Origin of the sequence: Cribrihabitans pelagius (assembly GCF_048820915.1) — a bacterium.
In the GTDB taxonomy this organism is placed as follows: Bacteria; Pseudomonadota; Alphaproteobacteria; order Rhodobacterales; family Rhodobacteraceae; genus Cribrihabitans_A; species Cribrihabitans_A pelagius.
In genome coordinates this window covers 16376-38459 of sequence record NZ_JBMERR010000025.1, presented here as the reverse complement: position 1 = coordinate 38459, position 22084 = coordinate 16376, and the positions used below count along the sequence as shown (strand labels likewise).

Sequence of the window (22084 nt, the reverse complement as noted above, 5' to 3'; positions counted from 1 at the left end):
GTTTAGTTTTAGCGGCCTTGCGGGCCGCAAGGAATCCGGCGCTGCCACACATACAGCCGGTCTGGGGGTAAGCTGATGTTCTCCAAGTACAAGAAGCAATCGCCGAAAGCCGCTCCGCCGCCGCCCGCCGCCCCCGAGGCAGCCCCCGGCGAGGCGGAGGCGAAGCCCGCGGTCAGCCTGCGCCGCCCGGTGGCGCGCAAGGCGGCCGAAGCGCAGCCCGCCGACAAGGAGCGCAAGCGCAAGGAGCGGCTGAGCGAAATCAAGATCCAGCTGCACCGGGACCTCTTGGAAAACCTCAATCTGGCGGCGCTGGAGCGCGCAGGCGAAGCCGAGCTGCGCTCGGAAATCGCCTCGATCAGCGCCGAGATCCTGGAAGAGAAAAGCATCGTGCTGAACCGGGAGGACCGGCAGCAGTTGAACAAGGAGCTTTACGACGAGGTGACCGGCCTCGGGCCGCTGGAGACGCTGCTGCAGGACGACAGCGTCAGCGACATCCTGGTGAACGGCCCGCATCAAATCTTCGTCGAGCGCGGCGGCAAGCTGGAAATCAGCGACATCGCCTTCAAGGACGAGCGCCACCTGATGCGGATCATCGACAAGATCGTCTCCGCGGTGGGGCGGCGCGTCGATGAATCGAACCCTTACGTGGACGCCCGCCTCGCCGACGGCTCGCGCTTCAACGCGATGGTGCCGCCGATTGCGGTGGACGGCTCGCTGGTGTCGATCCGCAAATTCAAGAAGGACAAGCTGGGCATCGACGATCTGGTCAGTTTCGGCGCCTTCACCGAAGAGATGGCGGCTTATCTTCAGGCCGCGGTCTCCACTCGGCTTAATGTGATCGTCTCGGGCGGCACAGGCTCGGGCAAGACCACGACGCTCAATGCGCTTTCGTCCTTCATCGACAACTCCGAACGCATCCTCACCATCGAGGACACCGCCGAACTGCAGCTGCAGCAGACCCATGTGGGCCGCATGGAAAGCCGCCCGCCCAACGTCGAAGGCAAGGGCGAGGTCTCGCCGCGCGACTGCCTGAAGAACGCGCTCAGGATGCGGCCCGACCGCATCATCGTGGGCGAGACCCGCGGCGAGGAGGTGATCGACATGCTGCAGGCGATGAACACCGGCCATGACGGCTCGATGACGACGATCCACGCGAACTCCGCCCGCGACGGCATTTCGCGGCTGGAGAACATGATCGCGATGGCCGGGATCGAAATGCCGATCAAGGCGGTGCGCAGTCAGATCGCCTCGGCCGTGAACCTGATCGTTCAGGCCTCCCGCCTGCAGGACGGCTCGCGCCGGATGACCTCGATCACCGAGATCACCGGGATGGAGGGCGACGTGATCTCGATGCAGGAGATCTTCCGCTTCCAGCGCGTCGGCCTCACGCCGGACAACAAGATCATCGGCCATTTCACCGCCACCGGCGTGCGCAGCCATTTTTCGGAGCGCTTCCGCCTCTGGGGCTACGACCTGCCGCCCTCGATCTATGAACCCACCGTGATGGAGAAGCGCTGATGCAGCTGAGTGCCGAGCCGCTGATCTACGGTCTGATTTTCTTTGGCGTGCTGGCGCTGGTGGAGGGGCTGTATCTGGTCACCTTCGGCAAGTCGATCAGCCTCAACAGCCGGGTCAACCGGCGGCTGGAGATGATGGAGAAAGGCGGCAACCGCGAGCAGGTGCTGGAACAGCTGCGCAAGGAGCTGCGCCAGCACGCCAGGTCGCAAACCATCCCGCTTTACTCGCTGCTGTCGGAACGGGCACAGAAGGCGGCGATTGCCTTCACGCCTCGGCAGCTGATGCTGATCATGGCGGGGCTTGCCGCTGTGGCCTTTGTGGGGCTCAGCGTCGGCACCTCGGCGGCGCTGCCGGTGCGAGTGCTGGGCTCGGTGGTGATCGGGGTGGGCGCGGTGTTCTTCTGGGTCAACAAGAAGGCGGCCAAGCGCCTGGCGATGCTGGAAGAGCAGCTGCCCGACGCGGTGGAGCTGATGGTGCGGTCCCTGCGTGTCGGCCACCCGTTTTCCTCCGCCGTGCAAATTGTTGCCAATGAGGTCGAGGACCCGCTGGCCACCGAGTTCGGCATCATCGCCGACGAATGCGCCTATGGCCGCGACGTGGGCGAGGCGCTGAAGGAAATGGCCGAGCGGCTGGACATCCAGGACCTGCGCTTTTTGGCAGTGGCCGTCACCATCCAGCAGCAGTCGGGCGGCAACCTGGCCGAGGTGCTGGCGGGGCTTGCCAAGGTGATCCGCGCCCGCTTCCGCCTGTTCCGCCGGGTGAAGGCGATCACCGCCGAGGCGCAGTGGTCGGGCAAGTTCCTGTCAGGCTTCCCGCTGTTCTGCCTGGGCGGCATCCTCGCTAAGGATCCGAACTATTACGACACCGTGCTGGACCACCCCTGGTTCATTCCCGCCTGCTTCATCGTGGGCACCATGCTGACGGTGAATCTTTTCGTGATGCGCATGCTCACCAACATCAAGGTCTGAAGGAGCGGCAAATGGAATTTCTGTCCGGTATCAACGCCTGGCTGACCGCGCAGTTCGGCGCATTCGGCCCGCTTCTTGCCCTCGGGCTGGGCGGGCTGTTCATGATCTTGCTGGCGGTGCCCTTGCTGCTCAACCAGCCCGAAGATCCGCTGAAGAAGCTGCAGCGCGACATGGCGCCGGACAGCGGCAAGAAAGCGCAGAAAAAGGAGCGCCTGCGCCAGGCCAACCGCAACGAGCAGCTGCAGAAATTTGCAACCTTCCTGGAGCCGCAGAACGCCGACGAGCTTTCGGCGATGGAGCTGAAGCTGCGCCAGGCGGGCTATCAGTCCAAGGATTCGGTGCGGCTGTTCCATTTCGCCCAGTTCGCGCTTGGCCTGATCGGCCTCGCGGGCGGGCTGTTCTATGTCTATGTGCTGAAGGCCGGTTTTGAGTTCGACAGCCAGCAGATGATCATCCGCATCATCGGCCCGGGCGCCGCGGCCTACCTCTTGCCGAAATACTGGATCACCCGCCGTATCGAGGAGCGCAAGCAGGCGATTACCGCAGGCTTCCCCGATGCGCTCGACATGATGCTGGTCTGCGTCGAGGCCGGCCAGTCGCTGGACCAGTCGATCGTGCGCGTCGCCAAGGAGCTGCACGCCTCCTACCCTGCGCTGGCCGAGGAGTTCGAGATTGTCGCCTACGAGATGAAGGCGGGCAAGGACAAGGACAAGGTGCTGCGGGACATGGGCACGCGCTGCGGGGTGCAGGATATCTCCTCATTTGTGACGGTGATGATCCAGTCCGCCACCTTCGGCACCTCGATCGCCGAGGCGCTGCGGGTCTACGCGGGCGAGATGCGGGACAAGCGGGTGATGCGCGCCGAGGAGGCCGCAAACAAGTTGCCCGTGAAGATGACCCTTGCCACAATGACGCTGACGGTGCCGCCCCTGCTGATCATCCTGATCGGCCCCTCGATCCAAGGCATCATGAACATGGGCAACGCAGGCAACTGATGATGACATATCCGGGACGGGCCCTGCCCGCCCGCCTCGCCCCAGGCCTCGCCGCCGCCAGCCTTCTTGCGCTGGCGGCGGCCTGCGCGCCTGAGGGGCTGAGGCAGGACAACACCAGCCCCTGGGCACCGGGCGCCGATCTCAGCCAGGAGGCGGAGGACGGGCTGGCGGTGGGCCACCGGCTGATGGCGGCGGGTGAGCACGAGCTGGCGCTCGATGCCTTCACCCGCGCGGCGCTGGACGAGGGCCTGACGGCCGAGGTGATGTCGGGCATGGGCTCGGCCAAGCTTGGACTGCGGCGCCTCGGCCAGGCCGAGGATCTCCTGCGCAAGGCCGTGGAGGCCGCGCCGGACTGGCCCGAGGCCGCAAACAACCTCGGCGTCGTGCTGCTGGAGCAGGGCAAGACGGCAGAGGCCGCGCAGGTCCTGAAGCGCGCCTATGCGCTCGACAATGGCGAAAGTGACGCAATCCGCGATAATTTGCGCCTGGCCCTCGCCAAACTGGATCAGCCCGCGCATAGTGAGCCGCAAAACCACGCCTACAGTCTGGTGCGCCAGGGCGGCGGCAGCTATCTGATTCGCCAGACCCCGTGACCCGGGCCCTTCCCGCGGCGGCGCACACCGCAGGCCGGGAGGGCCGACGCCGGCCGCGCGTGGCAAACAAGGGGCGGAACAGCCCCGAGGCAAGGCACAGCCGGGACAAAAACAGCCCGGAGCAGAGCAGTAGAGGGACGCATCCATGCGCCATCCGTTTACCTTTCCCGCCTCGCTGGCAGCCGCGGCCCTGCTGCTGGCCGCCTGCGCCAAGGACGGCGGCGAAACCGTGGAGCGCGCCTTCCAGGAGGTGAACGTCGTCGATGAAAGCAACCTCAACGACGTGATGCTGACCGTGGCCGATCCGAACGAGGCGGTCTCCTACTTCCAGCGCGCACTGAAGGGCAACGAGGAGCGGATCGACCTGCAGCGCGGGCTCGCGTCCTCTCTGATCCGGGCCAAGCGCGCGACCGAAGGTGTTACCGCCTGGAAGAAGGTCGCGGCCATGAAGGGGGCGACCAGCGCCGACCAGGTCGAACTCGCGGGCGCGCTGGTGCGCACCGGCGACTGGGAGGGCGCGAAGGCGGCGCTCGATTCGGTGCCCCCCACGCATGAGACCTACGGACGCTACCGGCTGGAAGCGATGGTAGCGGATGCGAACAAGCAGTGGAAACGCGCCGACAGCTTCTATGAAATCGCCGCGGGGCTCACCACGCGGCCCGCCAAGGTGATGAACAACTGGGGCTATTCCAAGCTGACCCGCGGCGATTTCGCCGCCGCTGAACGGCTGTTCGGCGAGGCGATCCGCCAGGACCAGACGCTGTTCACCGCCAAGAACAACCTGATCCTGTCCCGTGCCGCGCAGCGCAACTACACCATGCCGGTGATCCCGGTGACCCAGACCGAACGCGCGCAGCTTCTGCACACACTCGGGCTCTCGGCGGTGAAACAGGGTGATGTCACCACCGGCGAGAACCTCCTGCGCGAGGCGGTGGAGACCCACCCGCAGCATTTCGAGGAAGCCGCCCGCGCGCTGGCCGCGCTGGAGAACGGCTGAGCCATGGCGCTCTCTGCCCAGGCCGCGCTGTGGTTTCTGCCCTTCGTGCTGCCCTTGTGTTTTGCGGTCTGCCTCACCGACTTGCGGGGGATGCGCATTCCGAACTGGGCGGTGGATACGCTGGCGGTCATCTACGTGGTTGCGGGCGCACTGGTGATGCCAAGCTGGGCCGCTTACGGCTGGCAGCTGCTGCATCTGCCCATCGGCATCGGCCTGGGGTTTTTATTCTATACGGCCGGGGCCGTGGGCGCGGGGGATGCCAAATTTGCCGGCGCCACCGCGCCCTTCGTGGCCCTGGGGGATCTGCCGGTGATGGCGATGATCTTCTCCGCCAACCTGCTCGCGGGCTTTGCCACCCATAGGCTCGCGAAATACACCGCCCTGCGCAGGCTCGCGCCCGAGTGGGAGAGCTGGCAGGCGGGCAAGAGCTTCCCCATGGGCCTGTGCCTCGGCGGCAGCCTGGCGATTTATCTGGTGCTCGCCGCAGTCTTCGGCAGCTAACCCCTCCTGCACCCGCGCCGCAGGGCCCTTTCGCGGAAATGATACAGCTTTGCCCCGCTGCTGCCACAGTGCTGGATATTCTGAGCGGGCTCCGGCCCCCTCGCGCGGGCCGGGCGCGATGCGCAACAGCCCGGGGACAGCCTTTGCCATGAACATGCAAAACCTCACCGTGACCGCGCCGCCCGCGCCGAAGGGCCTGGCGGAGATGCAGCTGCCGCCGGTGATGATGCGGGACATCCTGCTGAAAACCATCTTCCGCAAGAACGCCAGCACAGTGAGCGAGATCGCCGCCGCCATCTGCCTGCCCGGATCGGTCACGCAGGAGCTGGTCGACATGGCGCGCGAGCAGAAGCTGCTGGAGGCGACCGGCACGCTCAACGCCAACAGCGGCAACGAGATGGGTTACCAGCTCACCGATGCGGGCAAGGCGCGCGCACTGGATGCGCTGAGCCAGTCGGAGTACTTCGGCGCCATGCCGGTGCCGCTCGACGTCTACCGCGCGCAGGTCAAGCGCCAGTCGATCCGCAACATCCAGGTGACCCGCGACCAGCTGACCCGCGCGATGGGCCATCTGGTGCTGCCCGACAGCCTGCTCGGCCACCTCGGGCCCGCGGTAAGTGCCGGCCGCTCGATCCTGATGTACGGCCCCCCCGGCAACGGCAAGTCCTCGATCTCCAACGGCATCCGCGACGCGCTTGGCGATCACGTCTACGTGCCGCGGGCGATCGAATACGCAGGCCAGGTGATCACCGTCTACGACCCGATCGTGCACACCGCCGTCGCGCAGGAGGCAGATGATCCCAACGCCCTGCGCCGCCGCCGCCGCTACGACAGCCGCTATGTCTGCTGCGAACGGCCCACGGTGATCACCGGCGGCGAACTGACGCTGGAGATGCTGGACCTGGTCTATAACCCCACCGCCCGCACCTATCAGGCGCCGCTGCAGCTGAAGGCGGCCGGCGGCATCTTCATTGTCGACGATCTCGGCCGCCAGGCGGAGCCGCCGCAGGCGCTGATCAACCGCTGGATTGTGCCCTTGGAGGAAGGCAAGGACATCCTTGCGCTGCAATCGGGCGAGAAATTCGAGGTGCCCTTCGACACGCTGGTGATCTTCTCCACCAACTTCCACCCGAACGAGATCTTCGACCAGGCGGCGCTGCGCCGGATCTTCTTCAAGATCAAGATCGACGGCCCCTCCCAGGAGAACTTCCTGAAGATCTTTGCCATGGTGGCCCGCAAGAAGGGCATGCCGCTGGACGAGCCCGCGTTGGTGCATCTCCTTAAGCACCGCTACCCGGAGATCGGCAATGTCTACGCCAACTACCAGCCGGTGTTCCTGATCGACCAGATGATCGCGATTTGCGAGTTCGAGGGCCTCCCCTACCAGATGAGCCCGGAGCTGATCGACCGCGCCTGGGCGAACATGTTCGTGCGGGACGAGGTGATCGTGAAGTAAGGGGCCGGCCTTCCCGGGGTTGAGCTGAGCCGCGCATCTCCGGCGCACACGGTGGCGATCCAAGCAGGCATGGCTGGCAGTTTATGTCCGCCACGTCCGTACGACCTCTCGAGCGACCACCCAGCCTCAGCCAAATCGCCGCCGCGAGGGCGCGCGCCGGCGATGCGCGGCGGCCTGGCGGCCTTGTCCCGCGCGGGCGGCAGTTGGGTGCTGGCGTCCTGCAGCGCCATGCCCTTGCAGGACGCGGCCAAAACTTTTGGAAAAGTTTTGCCGCAGTGCCTACATGGGACGGATGAGCAGATTGCCCGACGCCATCCAGTCCTGGTTCACCAGCCGCGGCTGGTCGATCCACCCGCACCAGCAGGAGATGCTGGCGCGCGCCGGCGACCCCGCCACCCTGCTGATCGCCCCCACCGGCGGCGGCAAGACGATGGCGGGTTTCCTGCCGACGCTGGCGGAGCTCGCGGATGGCACCCACCAGGGCCTGCACACGCTCTATGTCTCGCCGCTGAAGGCGCTGGCCGCGGACATCAAGCGAAACCTGCGCACGCCCGTGGAGGAGATGGGCCTGCCCATAACCATCGATGACCGCACCGGCGACACCCCCGCCAGCCGCAAGCGGCGCCAGCGCGCCGATCCGCCGCATATCCTGCTGACCACGCCCGAAAGTCTCGCCCTGCTGACCTCTTACGAGGACGCAGCGCGCACCTTCAACGGTGTGCAACGGGTGATCGTCGACGAGATCCACGCGCTGGCCGAAAGCAAGCGCGGCGACCAGCTGATGCTGGCGCTGGCACGGCTGCAAAGGCTCTGCCCCGGTCTGCGCCGGGTGGGCCTGTCGGCTACGGTGGACGACCCTGAGGCCATCGCGGCGACGCTTGCGCGCCACCCGGACCGCTGCTCCATCCTGGAGGCCGACCCCGGCCCTGCCCCGGACATTCGCATGCTGGAAACGGAAGAAGCCCCGCCGTGGGCCGGGGGCGGTGCCGCATATGCCATCCCGGCAGTGCTGGAACAGGTGAAAGCCCATAAAACCACGCTGATCTTCCACAACACCCGCGCCCAGGCCGAGATTTTCTTCCACAACCTATGGCTGGCCAATGCGGACGCGCTGCCGATTGGCATTCACCACGGCTCGCTCGACCGGGTTCAGCGCGAGCGGGTCGAGGGCGCGATGGTACGGGGCGAGCTGCGCGCCATCATTTGCACCGGCTCGCTCGACCTCGGGATCGACTGGGGCGATGTGGACCTCGTGATCCAGATCGGCGCGCCGAAGAACGTGAAACGCCTGGTGCAGCGCATCGGCCGCGCCAATCATCGTTACAACGCACCCTCCAAGGCGCTCTTGGTGCCTGCGAACCGCTTCGAAGTTGTCGAATGCCGGGCCGCCCTCGAAGCCGTGCGCGCAGGCGATCTCGATGGCGCGCCGCGCGGCGCCGGCCCGCTGGACGTGCTGTGTCAGCAGATCCTGATCACCGCCTGCGCAGGCCCCTTCGAGGCCGATGCGCTTTATGCCGAGGTCACCACCGCCGGCGCCTATGCGCAGCTCAGCCGGGCGACGTTCGACGCCTGTCTCGATTTCTGCGCCACCGGCGGCTATGCGCTGAAAGCCTACGACCGCTGGCAGCGGCTGCTGCGGCGCCCCGACGGGCGCTGGCAGCTGCGCGATCCGCGCGCCGCCGCCCGCATCCGCATGAACATCGGCACCATCCAGGATGCGGACCTGCTGAAGGTGCGCCTCAAGCACAGCCGCGGCGGCAAGCCCTTGGGCGAGGTCGAGGAAGCCTTTGCCGCCACCCTCACCCCCGGCGACACCTTCCTGATCGGCGGCCGGGTGGTGCGCTACGAAGGCCTTCGCGAAACCACTGTCGAGGTCTCCCGCAACGCCAGCCGCAAGCCCAAGATCGCAGTCTTCTCCGGCACCAAATTCGCCACCTCGACCCAGCTCAGCGCCCGCTTGCTCGGCATTCTCGCGCAGGACAGCTGGCCCAACCTGCCCCGCCACACGGCGGACTGGCTGGCGCTGCAGCGCGATATCTCGGAACTGCCCCGCGCAGGCCAATTGCTGATCGAGAGCTTCCCGCATGACGGCCGCGAACACGGCTGCATCTACGGTTTTGCCGGGCGCAACGCGCAGCAGACGCTGGGCCTGTTGCTGACCAAGCGGATGGAGGCGCTGGGGCGCGACCCCTTAGGCTTTGTCGCCACTGATTACGCCACGCTGATCTGGGGCTTGCAGCAATGGACCGACCCCGCGCCGCTGTTCGAGATCGAGGCGCTGCGCGGCGGTCTGGAAGGCTGGCTGGCCGGAAATGCGGTGATGAAACGCTCGTTCCGCGCCGCCGCCACCATCGCCGGGCTGATCGAGCGCAACACGCCCGGCAGCCGCAAGAACGGGCGGCAGGCGACGTTTTCCTCGGATATCCTCTATGACACGCTCCGCAAATATGACCCCGGCCACTTGCTGTTGGAGATCACCCGGCAGGAGGCGCTGCGCGGGCTGGTGGATTTTGCCCGGATCGAGGAAATGATGGCGCGGATCGGCAACCGCATCACGCTCAGGCGGCTGGAGCGGGTGCCGCCCCTGGCCGCGCCGATGCTCCTGGAAACCGGCCGGGTGCCGGTGAAGGGCGCCGCCGAGGAGAAGCTCCTGCTGCGCGAGACCGAGGCGCTGATGCGCGAGTCCGGCCTGGCGCAGCTTGCTTGACCCCCTGCTCCGGCCACTCCGCCCTTGCACTGGCGCGCGCATCCGCTAAAGAACGCATCATGAACGGTTACGAGCTCTCCTTCCGCGGCGCGCGGCTCACAGCCCTCGGCTCCGGCGCGCTCTGGTGGGCCGGGGCGCAAACGCTCTGCGTCTCCGACCTGCACCTCGGCAAGGCCGAGCGCCACGCGCGGCGCGGCGGCAGCGCCCTGCCGCCTTACGAGACCCGCGACACGCTGATGCGCCTTGAGGCTGCGCTGGAAGAGACCGGCGCGCGCTGCGTGATCTGCCTCGGCGACAGTTTCGACGATGACGCCGCTGCGCGCGCACTGCCGGAGGCGGAGCGGCAGCAGCTGGCAGCCCTGATGCAGGACCGCCGCTGGATCTGGATCGAGGGCAACCACGACCCGGCACCTCCGTGTTTCGGCGGCGAACACGCGGGCGAGATGACACTCGGGCCCCTCACCTTCCGCCATATCGCCGCCCCAGGCGCGCGGGGCGAGGTCTCGGGGCACTACCACCCCAAGGCGCGGCTGCGCGGCACCGTGCGCCCGGCCTTCCTGTTCGATGACTCGCGGCTGATAATGCCCGCTTTCGGCACCTATACCGGCGGGCTTTACAGCAGCACCCCGGCGCTGGCGGGGCTGATGGGGCCACGCGCGCTGGCGGTACTGACCGGCCCGCGCCCGTTGGCGATGCCGATGCCGCGCTGAATGGCGCAGCGTCACCTGAGCGCCGCCTGGAAACTGCCCTATGGTAAGGCAAAATACCAGGAGAGCCGCGCATGACCGCCCCAGACACTGACATAACCACCCGTATCCGCGAAAGCTTCGCCCGCCAGAGCATGATGCAAACCTTCGGTGCCGAGCTGGAAAGCGTGACCCCGGGCCAGGTGGTGATCGGCGCCCCGATCCTGCCCGGCAGCCGCCAGCAGCATGACGTCGCCCATGCCGCCCTCAGCTTCGCGCTTGGCGATACCGCTGCTGGTTATGCCGCCCTCACCGTGATGCCCGAGGATCAGGAAGTGATGACCGCCGAGATCAAGATCAACCTGCTGGCCCCCGGCGAGGGCGCGCGGCTGCGCGCCACCGGGCGGGTGCTGAAACCGGGCCGCCGGCTGGTGGTGGTCAGCGCCGAGGTGCACGCGCTGAGCGCGGGCCAGGAGAAGCTGATCGCGGTCCTGCAAGGCACTATGGTTCCGGTCCCCGCCTGACCGGCTCCCGCAGCCACGGATCAGCCCCGGCCCTGTCATCTTGCCCCAAATACTCCCGCCGGAGGCACCCGCCCGCAGCACCGGGCACCGCCGCCCGCGGCCCTGTCCCCGCCGTTTCTTCTTTGTAAAAAATACTCCCGCCGGAGGGGTCCAGCGGGAGCATCTTCATCCAGTCAGCGGTTCTGCGGCCTCAGGCTGTCAGCCCCTCGGGCTCTGCCAGCCCGTTTGCGCGGCAGCAGGCGGTGAGCGTGTTGGCGAGCAGGCAGGCGATGGTCATCGGGCCGACGCCGCCCGGCACCGGGGTGATGGCGCCCGCGCGCTCGGCGGCGGAGGCGAAGTCCACGTCACCCGCCAGCCGGGTCTTGCCCTCGCCCTTCTCGGGCGCCGGTATGCGGTTGATGCCGACGTCGATCACCGTGGCGCCTTCCTTGATCCAGTCGCCCGGCACCATTTCCGGCCGGCCCACTGCGGCGACCACGATATCGGCGCGGCGGACAACATCCGGAAGGTCCTTGGTGCGCGAATGCGCGATGGTCACGGTGCAGCTGTCGCCCAAGAGAAGCTGCGCCATCGGCTTGCCGACAATGTTGGAGCGGCCGATCACCACCGCGTCCTTGCCCGAGAGCGAGCCGTGGTAGGCGCGCAGCATCATCAGGCAGCCAAGCGGCGTGCAGGGCACCATCGACTTCTGCCCGGTGCCGAGCAGCCCGACGTTGGAGATGTGGAAGCCGTCCACGTCCTTTTCCGGCGCGATAGTGTTGATCACCTGCGATTCGTCCATGTGGGAGGGCAGCGGCAGCTGCACCAGGATGCCGTGCACCGCCGGATCGGCGTTGAGCTTCTCGACCAGCGCCAGCAGGTCCGCCTCGGAGGTCTCCGCGTCGAGCTTGTGCTCGAAGGAGTTCATCCCCGCCTCGACTGTGCTCTTGCCCTTGGAGCGCACGTAGACCTGGGAGGCGGCATCCTCGCCCACCAGCACCACCGCGAGGCCGGGGGTGAGCCCATGCTCCGCCTTCAGCCGCGCCACATGTTCGGCCACCTGGCCGCGCACTTCGGCCGCAAAGGCCTTGCCGTCAATAAGTTCTGCCGCCATCGCTGTCTTTTCCTTCCGCTGTCTTGCCGCCATCCGGGCGCTGCCCCGTCGTAACCTGCAACGGCCCGGGGGGACACCCCGGGCCGGCGCATTGTGTTTGCCGTCCGGCTCAGAACAGACCTTCGATCTGGCCGTCCGCGTTCAGGCGGATGTTCTCCGCTGCCGGGGTGCGCGGCAGGCCGGGCATGGTCATGATCTCGCCGCAGACCACCACGATGAAGCCCGCGCCGGCCGAAAGCCGCACTTCGCGCACTGGCACCGAATGGCCCGTGGGCGCGCCGCGCAAGCTGGGATCGGTGGAGAAGGAGTACTGGGTCTTCGCCATGCAGACCGGCAGGTTGCCGTAACCCGCGGCTTCCCATTCCTTCAGCTGGTTGCGGATCTTGGCATCGGCCAGAACCTCGTCGGCGCGGTAGATGCGCTTGGCGATGGTCTCGATCTTCTCGAACAGCGGCATCTCGTCGGGGTAGATCGGCGAGAAGTTGGCGCTGCCGGATTCGGCCAGCGCGACCACTTTCTGCGCCAGGTCCGCGGAGCCCTCCGAGCCCAGCTCCCAGTGCCGCGACAGCACCGCCTCGACGCCATGGGTGGCGCAGTAGTCCTTCACTGCCTGCACTTCGGCGTCGGTGTCGGTCACGAAATGGTTGATCGCGACCACCACCGGCACACCAAAGGATTTCACGTTCTCGATGTGGCGGCCGAGGTTGGCGCAGCCGTTGTGGACGGCGTCCACGTTCTCGGCACCCAGATCCGCCTTGGCAATGCCGCCGTTCATCTTCATTGCGCGCACGGTGGCGACCAGCACCACGGCCGAGGGCGCGATGTCTGCCTTGCGGCACTTGATGTTCATGAACTTTTCGGCACCGAGGTCAGCGCCGAAACCTGCTTCGGTCACCACGTAGTCGGCGACTTTCAGCGCGGTCTTGGTGGCGATCACCGAGTTGCAGCCATGCGCGATGTTGGCAAACGGGCCGCCATGCACGAAGGCCGGGTTGTTTTCCAGGGTCTGCACCAGGTTCGGCTGCATCGCGTCCTTCAGCAGCACGGTCATCGCGCCTTCGGCCTTGATGTCACGGCAGTAGACCGGGGTCTTGTCGCGGCGGTAGGCCACGATGATGTCGCCGAGGCGCTTTTCCAGGTCCTTGAGGTCGGTCGCCAGGCAAAGGATCGCCATCACTTCCGAGGCCACGGTGATGTCAAAGCCGGTCTCGCGCGGGAAGCCGTTGGAGACGCCGCCGAGCGAAGCGGTGATCTGGCGCAGGGCGCGGTCGTTCATGTCCACGACGCGGCGCCAGGCGACGCGGCGGGTGTCGATCTCCTGCTCGTTGCCCCAGTAGATGTGGTTGTCGATCATCGCCGACAGCAGCGAATGCGCGGAGGTGATAGCGTGGAAGTCGCCGGTGAAGTGGAGGTTCATCTCCTCCATCGGCACGATCTGGGCGTAACCGCCGCCGGCGGCGCCGCCCTTCATGCCGAAGTTCGGCCCGAGCGAGGCTTCGCGGATGCAGATCATCGCGTGTTTGCCGATCCGGTTCAGTCCGTCGCCAAGACCCACGGTGGTGGTGGTCTTACCCTCGCCCGCCGGGGTCGGGTTGATCGCGGTCACCAGGATCAGCTTGCCGTCCTCGCGTTCCTGCACCGAGTCGATGAAGGATTGCGACACTTTTGCCTTGTCGTGGCCATAGGGCAGCAGGTCGTCGCTGGAAATCCCGATCTTCGCGCCGATTTCCTGAATCGGCTTCTTCTTCGCCTCGCGGGCAATCTCGATGTCACTCTTGTAGCTCATGGCCTGATCCCTGTGAGTTAGCATACGATCGCCGGCCCAGATGCCGGTTTAGCCGTAGACTTAGCCATTTTGCGGCATTTGGCGCGCGTGATTTCCGACATTATCCTGCCCCGAAGCGGCGTGGGGCCCGCCGGCCGGTGCCTTGGGTGACGCATCGGAAACCCGATGCGCTGCCTGCCGCGGTCTCAGGGCGCCCAGGCGGGCTGGCCGGGGATGAAAAGGCGCAGCTTCTGGCCCAGGGTCAGGCGCCCCGGCCGCTCCACCCAGGCGGTGATTCCCCGGCGCTGCTCGGCGGCGGGCTTGAAGCGGGCGCCGAAGCCCGGGTGCTCTGCCTCGATCTCGCGCGCGGGCAGCACACAGGGACGGTTTTCCAGGTTCACGGTGAGGGTGGCGCCATCCGGCCCCTGCAGCCGCGCAGCGGGCGGCAGGTGAGAAAAGTCCGGGATGCCGTGCAGCACGATATTGGCGCCCACCAGCGCAGGGCTGAGCGCGTCCAGCTGCATCCTGGCGGCGACCTGTGCCAGTTCCTCTGCTGACAGAAGGCTGAGCTGGCGGCTGTTGCGGATTTCGGTGCCCTTGGGGTGCAGGTTCTTCACCCGGCTGCAGGAGGGTGCGGTGGCGCCCTGGTGGCGGGCGCCCGCAAGCCCGTCAAAGCCGAGCTCCAGCGCCTCGACGGGGCTTGAGGCCAGCCCTGCCCCGGCCGGCGCCTGCCCCAGCCAGGTGATCTCCCCCGTAAATTCCGTTTCCCGTAATACCGGCACTGCCTGCGCCCTCCCCGTCAAGTATCCCGTTTTTCAGGCGGCAGGATAGCCGGCGGCGGCGCGGCGTCCACTGCGGCGGTGATGCTGATTTGTGAACAGCCGGTTGCGGTTCCGAAATGCAAAACCCCCCGGAGGCTGGCGGGCATCCGGGGGGTCAGGTGTTTCAGGCCAGGCAGCGGTCAGCTGGAGGGTTCCGGCTCAAGCCCGCCTTCCGGCGGCGATTTCTTCGGCTTGGCTTTGGGGATCGCGGTAACCGAGGCGGTGCCCTCATCCTCGCCGCTGTCGTCGTCCTCGCCTGCCTGCGGCGGCTCGCCGTTCATCACGCGCTTGATCTCGTCGCCGGTCAGGGTTTCGTATTCCAGGAGACCCTGGGCCAGGCGTTCCCATTCTTCCTTCTTGTCCATCAGGATCTCCAAGGCGCGCTCATAGCCGTCCTGGATCAGGCGCTTCACCTCTTCCTCGATCAGCTCCTTGGTGTGGGCCGAGACCGAGAAGCCCGCGGTGTTGCCGGAATAGCCCTCATGCGCTTCGGCATAGTCGATGTTGCCGACCTTCTCGGACATGCCCCAGCGCATCACCATGGCGCGGGCCAGCTGGCTGGCCTGCTGGATGTCGCCGGCCGGGCCGTTGGAGACATGGCCTTCGCCGTACTTGATGATCTCGGCCGCCTTGCCCGCCATGGTCATCGCGAGCTTTTGCTCGCACTCGTCCTTGTGCCAGTTCAGCCGGTCCATTTCGGGCAAGCTGACCACCATGCCAAGCGCGCCGCCGCGGGGGATGATGGTCGCCTTGTAAACCGGGTCGCACTCCGGCAGCACCAGGCCGACCACGGCATGACCGGCCTCATGGTAGGCGGTCTTTTCCTTCTGGTCCTGGGTTAGCACCATCGAGCGGCGCTCGGCCCCCATCATCACCTTGTCTTTGGCGGATTCGAAATCCTCCATGGTGACGAAGCGGCGGCCGACACGGGCGGCCATCAGCGCGGCCTCGTTCACCAGGTTGGCAAGGTCCGCGCCCGAAAAACCGGGAGTGCCGCGGGCAATGATGCGCAGGTCCACGTCGGGACCCAGCGGGGTCTTGCGGGCATGCACGCCGAGGATCTTCTCGCGGCCCTTGATGTCGGGGTTGCCGACGGTGACGTTGCGGTCAAAGCGGCCGGGGCGCAGCAGCGCCGGGTCCAGCACGTCCTTGCGGTTGGTCGCGGCGAGGATGATGACGCCCTCGTTGGCCTCGAAGCCGTCCATCTCCACCAGCAGCTGGTTCAGGGTCTGCTCGCGCTCGTCGTTGCCGCCGCCGTAGCCGGCACCGCGGTGGCGGCCGACGGCGTCGATCTCGTCGATGAAGACGATACAGGGCGCGTTCTTCTTGGCCTGCTCAAACATGTCGCGCACACGGGATGCACCCACACCCACGAACATCTCGACGAAATCGGAGCCCGAGATGGTGAAGAACGGCACGCCGGCTTCGCCCGCGATGGCGCGGGCCAGCAGGGTCTTACCGGTGCCCGGCGGGCCCACCAGCAGCGCGCCTTTCGGGATCTTGCCGCCGAGACGGGAGAACTTCTGCGGGTTGCGCAGGAATTCGACGATCTCTTCGAGCTCTTCCTTGGCCTCGTCGATGCCGGCAACGTCATCAAAGGTGACGCGGCCGTGCTTTTCGGTCAGCATCTTGGCCTTGGACTTGCCAAACCCCATGGCGCCGCCTTTGCCGCCGCCCTGCATCCGATTCATGAAGTAGATCCAGACACCGATCAGCAGCAGGAACGGCAGCAGCGTGATCAGGAAGGACTGGAAGCCCGACTGCTGCTGCTTCTCGGCCCGCACCGGGATGTTGTTTTCGATCAGCAGCGACGTGACTTCAGCATCGCCCGGTTTAATGGTGACATAGTTCTGTCCGTCCGACGTGGTGTAGCGGACCTGTTCACCGTCCAGCGTCACGGTTTTGACATTGCCGGCTTCAACCGCGCTGACAAAATCCGAAAAGACGCGTTCACGGCTCTGCATCGTGCTGCCGGAACCGCTGAACAAGTTGAACAGCGCCAGAATCAGCAGGAACAGAACGACCCAGAAGGCGATATTACGTGCGTTGCCCAAGGCAAGTTCTCCCAATCATTCAGGCGCACCGCGGAGGCCGCCTGCGTTACGCCTAAAATAAGGATCATTCGGGCAGGTTCAATGCGATAAAAGGGATGCAAAGAAGTCTTCTTCGCTGCCGGCCTCCGCGGCGGTCCAGCCATTGGCAAGCCCGGCAGCCGGAGCCGCCACCAATTCGGCGCCGCGCCAAACCGCGGGGGTTGCCTCCAGTACCGCGCCCGGCACACCCGTGCTGCGCCAGTCGGGACACAGCTTCAGACCGTCCCGGCCCAAGGCGCGCAGCTCGCAACCCTTTGCATCGCCGCCATAAACCTGCCAGCGCCCGTCCCAGAGATCACCCGGCTGCGCCGCCGTGCGGCGGACCGCGTTGTATTCCCTGCAGACCCAGACCTGGCGGGCGCACGCGATTACCCGGCAGCCCGCCAGCGTCGCCGAACCGCCTTTGCGCGCGGCGGCGGCGGCGGCGAGCATCGGCACCCGGCGCGGCGGATAACGGCTTCCGGAGACCCATTGCAGCGCCCGCACCAGCACCCGGTGGCCGATTTCATCGGGCAGGGTGCGGAACTTGCGCTGGCTCAGCACCACCGCGCCCGCCTCGATGCAGGCAAGGTCGCGGGCAGCCAGGAACACGTACCAGTCCAGTGCATCGCGCGCCTTGGCCATGTTCTGCGCCACCGCGGCCAGCGCCTTGACGGTGAGCCCCAGGGGCTCCAGCGCCGCCAGCGCCTGGCGCATCCGCACCCGCTCGAACCGCGCATCCTCGTTCGACGGGTCTTCGCTCCAGGCGATACCGCGGTCCCTGAGGTAACTGCGCAGCTGGGCGCGGCTGATGCCGAGGAGCGGCCGCAGGAGCGTGACACCGTCCCGGGTGCGCCGCACCGGCATGCCGGAAAGGCCGCTGACCCCGGCGGCGCGGCCCAGCCGCATCAGCACCGTTTCGGCCTGGTCGTCGGCGGTATGGCCCAGTGCCAGCACCGGAATGGCGTTCTCGCGGGCCCAGGCGGTGAGCAGCCCGTAGCGCGCCTCGCGCGCCTGATCCTGCAAATTGCCCGGGCCCGGGCCCTCCTGCCAGCGCAGGGTCTGATGCGGAATGCCAAGGGCTGCGGCCGCGGCGGCGGCGTCCTGCGCCTCCTCGGCAGAGCCGGGCCGCAGCCCGTGATCGACGGTGGCGGCATGCAGGCTTACGCCGGCTTCCGCGAAACACTCGTGCAGCAGGTGCATCAGCGCCGTCGAATCGCCGCCGCCGGAGAGCGCAATGCCCAGCCGGGGCGGCAGGGCGGAGCGGAACTGGTCCCGCACCGCTGAGTGGAGGCTGCTATCGCCGCCGCTCAGGTACATCCCAGCTTGGCCATCTCGGCTTCGGCGGGGCCTTGCGGCGCGCTGCCGGGGAAGCGGGCGCCGACTTCGGAGAGCGTGACGCAGGCCTGCTCGGTCTGCCCCAGCCGCCCCAGCGCCGCGCCGAGCTCATAGAGCGCCTTGGCGGCGTCCGGCCCGCCGGGGTTGGCGGAGAAGGCCGCGAGATAGGCCCGCGCTGCCTCCTTGGTGTCGCCCAGCCCGTCCAGCGCCTTGCCGCGGTTGAAGTCGGCGGCGGCGGCCAGCGGGCTGCCCGGGTAGGCCTGGTTGAAGGCCGCGAATTTCTCGGCCGCCTCCTGGTAGCTGCCAGCCTCCAGCAATTGCCCGGCGGCGTCGAAATCGGCCTTCTCGCCGATCGCCAGCTCGCCCGAGGGCGCCGGTTCGCTGCCGGTATCCGACCCCGCAGCGCTGCCCAGGCCCAGGGTGCCCGCACCTTCTGAAGGGCCCTCCGCCGCGCCGGTGGCTGCCGCCGCCGTGCCGGCCTCAGCCCCGCCCGCGGCTGGCGGCAGCGCGCCGCCGCCGAGCGTGGAGGTCTCCCCCAGCGCGCCAAGGTCGCCGCCCTCCAGCTCCACCAGGCGGAACTCCAGGTCGCCGATCCGGTTGGTGCCGTCGGTCACGATGCGGTCGATGCGGTGGGTCAGCTGCTCGGTCTGCGCGGTCAGCCGCTGCAGCTCGGCCTCGATCGCGCCGACCCGGTCCAGCACCGAATCGCCGGTCACCGCGCCCGAAGGCGCGCCGGTGGTCGACAGCTCCCGTTTCAGGCGCTGGATTTCGACGTGCAGGACCGTCAGTTCCTGGCGGATGTCGGCCAGGGTCTGCGGGTTGGGCTGCTCCTGTGCTGCCAGCGGCAGCGCCAGCAGCGCGCAGGAGGCCAGAAGCGCGGCGCGCAGTCTCCGCATCGCCTTACCCCGTCAGCCCGCCGGCCAGCACGGTGACCGCGCGGCGGTTCTTGGTATAGCAGGCCTCTTCCGAGCAGATCTCGATCGGGCGTTCCTTGCCGTAGCTGACCACCTTGATGCGGCCCGCGGAAATGCCCTGCGACATCAGGAACTCGCGCGCGGAATTGGCCCGGCGCGCGCCAAGCGCGAGGTTGTATTCGCGGGTGCCCTGCTCATCGGCGTGGCCTTCGATGGTGACCACGTAATCGGGGTTGGCGGCGAGCCAGCGGGCCTGGCCCTGAAGGGTCGACTCGGCCGCGGGGGAAAGCGTCGACTGGTCCACCGCAAACAGCACCCGGTCGCCGACGGATTCGCGGAAATAGGCTGGGCTTGCCGGGTCCAGCGCGCCGGTGCCGATGCCGGCCCCCGCGCCTGCGCCGCTCCCGGCCCCTGCTCCGGCACCGTTCAAAGTGTCGTTCCAGGGCGAGTTGCTGCAGGCCCCGAGGCCCAGCATCACGGCAATCGCCATTGCTGTCTTCAAACCGCTCATGTTTTCAGCCTATTCCTTTGCGTTTATCGGCCCGACGCTAACACACCCCCGGGCCCGGGGCTATGGCGGATGAAGCCGCCGGCTGCCGCTCAGGGCTGCAGCGGCGACCAGGCCGGATCGGAGGCCCCGTCGGGGGTGCGCACCGGCTTCAGGTTGCGCCCGGTGATGTCCACCGAATAGAGCATCGCGCGGCCGCTGCTGCCCTGGCTTTCGCGGGTGAACATGATCACCCGGCCATTGGGAGCCCAGGTCGGCCCCTCGTCAAGGAACGACGCCGTGAGCAGCCGCTCCTCGCTGCCGTCGGTGCGCATCACGCCGATGTGGAAGCGGCCCTGGTTCTGCTTGGTGAAGGCCACCATGTCACCGCGCGGCGACCAGACCGGGGTGCCGTAGCGGCCCTTGCCGAAACTGATCCGCTGCGCCTCGCCGCCGCTTGCAGGCATCACGTAAAGCTGCTGGCTGCCGGAGCGGTCGCTTTCAAAGACAATCTGGCTGCCATCGGGCGAGAAAGAGGGCGCGGTCTCGATCGACGGCGCGGAGGTCAGCCGGGTGCGCTGGCCGGTCGTGAGATCCATGGAAAAGAGGTCGGTGTTGCCGCCCTGGGTCTGCGAATAGACCACGGTGCGCCCGTTCGGGGCAAAACGCGGCGCAAAGCTCATCGTGCCATCGCCGCTGGAGAGCACCCTGCGCTCGACGCTGCCCACGTCGAGCACATGGATCTGCGGGAAGCCGCTTTCATAGCTGGTGTAAAGCACCCGGTCGCCCTGGGGCGAGAAGCGCGGCGCCAGCACGATGGAGGCGCTGTTGGTCAGATACTGCACGTCGGCGCCGTCGTAATCCATGATCGCCAGCCGCTTGCGGCGGTCGTTCTTGGGCCCGGTTTCCGAGACATAGACGACGCGGCTGTCGAAATAGCCCTCCTCGCCGGTGATCCGGCTGTAGATCGCATCGGCCACCTTGTGGGCCATGCGCCGCCAGCCCTCGGTGGTGCCGGTGAACTGCAGGCCGGTCCCGAGCTCCTTTTCCGAGAACACGTCATAGCCGCGGAAGCGCACCGTGAGCTGGCTGCCGTTCACGCTGACCGCACCGGTGATCAGCGCCTGCGCGTTCACCGCCTTCCAGTCGGCATATTTGACCGGCGCATCGAAAGACGTGACCTCCGAGATATGCGCGCTGGCGGGCACCTCGCGGAACAGGCCGGTGCCGCTGAGGTCGGACGCAACCACGCGGGCGATATCGGCCGCGAATTCGGCCGCGGCGGGGGTTTCCGGCAGGAAGGCAGGCACCGCATAGGGCAAGGGTTCGATCACGCCCTGGTCGATCTCGATGCGAAGCGGACCGTCCTGCGCGAGAGCGGGGCCGGCGGCGGCGAGGGCCGAAGCGCCGATCAGGAGAGCGGAGAGAAAATGCCTCATTTGATTCGCATCCTTTCGGGGTTGAATGTCATCTCGATGTCGCGCCATTGCGCGTATTTCTCGGGCGGCAGGCTGAAGCCCTGGGCACCGCAGCGGATGATGGCGCGGCGCGCGGCCTCATAGGCCTGTTTTGCAGCCGCGGCAGAACCGCCGCTGCTCGACAGCATCTTGATCGAGCCGGTGTCCGGCGTGCCGTTCTGCGCCAGCGACACAGTTACGACCACGGTTGTCTGAAGCGCATCGGTCGACAGGGAGCCCACGTTCCAGCAGCGCGAGACCTCGACCCTGAGCGCGTCTTTCTCGCCCAGGGTGAGCGGCGGGCCTGCGGGCTCGGGCGCGGTCACATCTGCTTCCTGCCCGCCGGCCAGCGCCTCGGCGAGCGCGTCTTCCACCGCGGCGGATTCGACCTGCTCGGGCGCGGCGGGTTTTTCCTCCGGCTCGGGCTTTGCGGCCGGTTTGGGCTCGGGCTTCGGTTCCGGCTCGGGCTTTTCCTCGGCTTGCGGCGCGGCGGCGGCGGCGGCTTCCGGCTCGGGCTCTGCATCACGCGGGCGGGAGGGGCGTGTTTTCGGGCGGCGCGAGACTTCCGGCGCGGCAGAGGCGACCTCGGCCTCGCCCTCGTTCTCCTCGGTCACGATACGGTCCGCTGCCGCCTCGGGCGCGGCGGCTTCCTGGACCTCGCGTTCGGTCTCGGCGCCCTGGTCCGGGGCGACTTCTTCGCGCGGCACATCCGCCACTTCGGTGTCGGGTTCGGGCGGGGCGACGGGCTGCGGCGCGACACGGTCGACCGGGCGCTGCTGCGCTTCGGGCGCGACATCGGGCACCAGGGCGGTGGATTCGGGCGCATCCGGCACCGCTGGCAGAGTTTCCGGCACCTGCGGTTCGGGGCGCAGCTGCGGGCGGGCGGAGACCTGCGGGTCGGGTTCAACCGGAGCGACCGGCTCCGGCGTGACCGGATCGGGGCGGGCGTCCTCCTGCGGCGCGGGCGCGGGCGCGTCCGCGCTGCTGTCGGGTTCCGCCAGCGCCGCGGGTGCTTCGGAAATCTCCGGCGCCTGGCGCTGCTGGCTCAGCCGTTCGAACTCCTGCGAGGAGATCAGCGCGACTTCCTGCACTTTGAACGGCAGCGGCTCGGACGGGAACCAGGCGCCGAACACGGCCCAGCCCACCAGCACCGCATGGCCGGCAACAGAGATCTTGGTTCCGGTTTGCAACC

At 67.5% G+C, this 22084-nt stretch carries 19 protein-coding genes; 10 read left to right on the top strand and 9 right to left on the bottom strand.

Annotated features, from left to right (window positions below):
* Positions 1-75: 75 nt before the first annotated feature.
* From ACOHX0_RS18875 to ACOHX0_RS18830, 10 genes are all read left to right on the top strand, one after another.
* Positions 76-1518: a TadA family conjugal transfer-associated ATPase gene (locus ACOHX0_RS18875; protein WP_420678720.1), complete on the top strand. Its 1443-nt coding sequence runs from the start codon at positions 76-78 to the stop codon at positions 1516-1518.
* On the top strand, positions 1518-2486 hold the full coding sequence (locus ACOHX0_RS18870) for a type II secretion system F family protein (RefSeq protein ID WP_420678719.1): 969 nt from the start codon (positions 1518-1520) through the stop codon (positions 2484-2486). The genes ACOHX0_RS18875 and ACOHX0_RS18870 overlap by 1 nt, the downstream gene beginning before the upstream one ends.
* A gap of 11 nt (positions 2487-2497) precedes the next feature.
* The gene (locus ACOHX0_RS18865) at positions 2498-3481 is read left to right on the top strand and encodes a type II secretion system F family protein (protein WP_420678718.1); all 984 of its coding nucleotides are present in this window, start codon (positions 2498-2500) and stop codon (positions 3479-3481) included.
* A 2-nt stretch (positions 3482-3483) separates the two neighbouring features.
* Positions 3484-4074, top strand: coding sequence for a tetratricopeptide repeat protein (locus ACOHX0_RS18860; RefSeq protein WP_420678717.1), 591 nt, complete (start codon positions 3484-3486; stop codon positions 4072-4074).
* A 145-nt stretch (positions 4075-4219) separates the two neighbouring features.
* Positions 4220-5071, top strand: a complete 852-nt coding sequence (locus ACOHX0_RS18855; RefSeq protein WP_420678716.1) for a tetratricopeptide repeat protein — start codon at positions 4220-4222, stop codon at positions 5069-5071.
* A gap of 3 nt (positions 5072-5074) precedes the next feature.
* Positions 5075-5572: a prepilin peptidase gene (locus tag ACOHX0_RS18850; RefSeq protein ID WP_420678715.1), complete on the top strand. Its 498-nt coding sequence runs from the start codon at positions 5075-5077 to the stop codon at positions 5570-5572.
* A 148-nt stretch (positions 5573-5720) separates the two neighbouring features.
* Positions 5721-7028, top strand: coding sequence for a P-loop NTPase family protein (locus ACOHX0_RS18845; RefSeq protein WP_420678714.1), 1308 nt, complete (start codon positions 5721-5723; stop codon positions 7026-7028).
* 292 nt (positions 7029-7320) lie between these two features.
* Complete coding sequence (locus ACOHX0_RS18840) at positions 7321-9735, top strand: ligase-associated DNA damage response DEXH box helicase (protein WP_420678713.1); 2415 nt, start codon at positions 7321-7323, stop codon at positions 9733-9735.
* A gap of 59 nt (positions 9736-9794) precedes the next feature.
* Positions 9795-10445 carry a ligase-associated DNA damage response endonuclease PdeM gene (gene pdeM / locus ACOHX0_RS18835; protein WP_420678711.1) on the top strand — a complete coding sequence of 217 codons (651 nt, stop codon included), beginning with the start codon at positions 9795-9797 and terminating at the stop codon, positions 10443-10445.
* A gap of 71 nt (positions 10446-10516) precedes the next feature.
* Positions 10517-10945 carry a PaaI family thioesterase gene (locus tag ACOHX0_RS18830; RefSeq protein ID WP_420678710.1) on the top strand — a complete coding sequence of 143 codons (429 nt, stop codon included), beginning with the start codon at positions 10517-10519 and terminating at the stop codon, positions 10943-10945.
* A 190-nt stretch (positions 10946-11135) separates the two neighbouring features.
* Here the strand turns inward: ACOHX0_RS18830 and folD are convergent, their stop codons facing one another.
* From folD to ACOHX0_RS18785, 9 genes are all read right to left on the bottom strand, one after another.
* Complete coding sequence (folD, locus tag ACOHX0_RS18825) at positions 11136-12038, bottom strand: bifunctional methylenetetrahydrofolate dehydrogenase/methenyltetrahydrofolate cyclohydrolase FolD (RefSeq protein WP_420678709.1); 903 nt, start codon at positions 12036-12038, stop codon at positions 11136-11138.
* Between the two features lie 109 nt (positions 12039-12147).
* Positions 12148-13824, bottom strand: coding sequence for a formate--tetrahydrofolate ligase (locus ACOHX0_RS18820; protein ID WP_420678707.1), 1677 nt, complete (start codon positions 13822-13824; stop codon positions 12148-12150).
* Between the two features lie 185 nt (positions 13825-14009).
* Positions 14010-14585 (bottom strand): MOSC domain-containing protein, encoded by a 576-nt coding sequence (locus ACOHX0_RS18815; RefSeq protein ID WP_420678706.1) that lies wholly within the window; start codon positions 14583-14585, stop codon positions 14010-14012.
* Between the two features lie 179 nt (positions 14586-14764).
* Complete coding sequence (ftsH, locus tag ACOHX0_RS18810; protein WP_420678705.1) at positions 14765-16678, bottom strand: ATP-dependent zinc metalloprotease FtsH; 1914 nt, start codon at positions 16676-16678, stop codon at positions 14765-14767.
* 78 nt (positions 16679-16756) lie between these two features.
* The gene (tilS, locus tag ACOHX0_RS18805) at positions 16757-18016 is read right to left on the bottom strand and encodes a tRNA lysidine(34) synthetase TilS (RefSeq protein ID WP_420678704.1); all 1260 of its coding nucleotides are present in this window, start codon (positions 18014-18016) and stop codon (positions 16757-16759) included.
* Positions 18007-18930 carry a tol-pal system protein YbgF gene (gene ybgF, locus ACOHX0_RS18800; protein WP_420678703.1) on the bottom strand — a complete coding sequence of 308 codons (924 nt, stop codon included), beginning with the start codon at positions 18928-18930 and terminating at the stop codon, positions 18007-18009. The genes tilS and ybgF overlap by 10 nt, the downstream gene beginning before the upstream one ends.
* 4 nt (positions 18931-18934) lie before the next feature.
* The gene (pal, locus tag ACOHX0_RS18795) at positions 18935-19459 is read right to left on the bottom strand and encodes a peptidoglycan-associated lipoprotein Pal (RefSeq protein ID WP_420678702.1); all 525 of its coding nucleotides are present in this window, start codon (positions 19457-19459) and stop codon (positions 18935-18937) included.
* A gap of 89 nt (positions 19460-19548) precedes the next feature.
* On the bottom strand, positions 19549-20874 hold the full coding sequence (gene tolB / locus ACOHX0_RS18790) for a Tol-Pal system beta propeller repeat protein TolB (RefSeq protein ID WP_420678701.1): 1326 nt from the start codon (positions 20872-20874) through the stop codon (positions 19549-19551).
* Positions 20871-22082: an energy transducer TonB gene (locus ACOHX0_RS18785; protein WP_420678700.1), complete on the bottom strand. Its 1212-nt coding sequence runs from the start codon at positions 22080-22082 to the stop codon at positions 20871-20873. The genes tolB and ACOHX0_RS18785 overlap by 4 nt, the downstream gene beginning before the upstream one ends.
* Positions 22083-22084 lie beyond the last annotated feature (2 nt).

Excerpts from the sequence above, each read along its gene's own strand:
- ACOHX0_RS18875 (WP_420678720.1), top strand. The coding sequence starts at position 76 with ATGTTCTCCAAGTACAAGAAGCAATCGCCGAAAGCCGCTCCGCCGCCG.
- ACOHX0_RS18870 (WP_420678719.1), top strand. The coding sequence starts at position 1,518 with ATGCAGCTGAGTGCCGAGCCGCTGATCTACGGTCTGATTTTCTTTGGC.
- ACOHX0_RS18865 (WP_420678718.1), top strand. The coding sequence starts at position 2,498 with ATGGAATTTCTGTCCGGTATCAACGCCTGGCTGACCGCGCAGTTCGGC.
- ACOHX0_RS18860 (WP_420678717.1), top strand. The coding sequence starts at position 3,484 with ATGACATATCCGGGACGGGCCCTGCCCGCCCGCCTCGCCCCAGGCCTC.
- ACOHX0_RS18855 (WP_420678716.1), top strand. The coding sequence starts at position 4,220 with ATGCGCCATCCGTTTACCTTTCCCGCCTCGCTGGCAGCCGCGGCCCTG.
- ACOHX0_RS18850 (WP_420678715.1), top strand. The coding sequence starts at position 5,075 with ATGGCGCTCTCTGCCCAGGCCGCGCTGTGGTTTCTGCCCTTCGTGCTG.
- ACOHX0_RS18845 (WP_420678714.1), top strand. The coding sequence starts at position 5,721 with ATGAACATGCAAAACCTCACCGTGACCGCGCCGCCCGCGCCGAAGGGC.
- ACOHX0_RS18840 (WP_420678713.1), top strand. The coding sequence starts at position 7,321 with ATGAGCAGATTGCCCGACGCCATCCAGTCCTGGTTCACCAGCCGCGGC.
- pdeM (WP_420678711.1), top strand. The coding sequence starts at position 9,795 with ATGAACGGTTACGAGCTCTCCTTCCGCGGCGCGCGGCTCACAGCCCTC.
- ACOHX0_RS18830 (WP_420678710.1), top strand. The coding sequence starts at position 10,517 with ATGACCGCCCCAGACACTGACATAACCACCCGTATCCGCGAAAGCTTC.
- folD (WP_420678709.1), bottom strand. The coding sequence starts at position 12,038 with ATGGCGGCAGAACTTATTGACGGCAAGGCCTTTGCGGCCGAAGTGCGC.
- ACOHX0_RS18820 (WP_420678707.1), bottom strand. The coding sequence starts at position 13,824 with ATGAGCTACAAGAGTGACATCGAGATTGCCCGCGAGGCGAAGAAGAAG.
- tilS (WP_420678704.1), bottom strand. The coding sequence starts at position 18,016 with ATGTACCTGAGCGGCGGCGATAGCAGCCTCCACTCAGCGGTGCGGGAC.
- ybgF (WP_420678703.1), bottom strand. The coding sequence starts at position 18,930 with ATGCGGAGACTGCGCGCCGCGCTTCTGGCCTCCTGCGCGCTGCTGGCG.
- pal (WP_420678702.1), bottom strand. The coding sequence starts at position 19,459 with ATGAGCGGTTTGAAGACAGCAATGGCGATTGCCGTGATGCTGGGCCTC.
- tolB (WP_420678701.1), bottom strand. The coding sequence starts at position 20,874 with ATGAGGCATTTTCTCTCCGCTCTCCTGATCGGCGCTTCGGCCCTCGCC.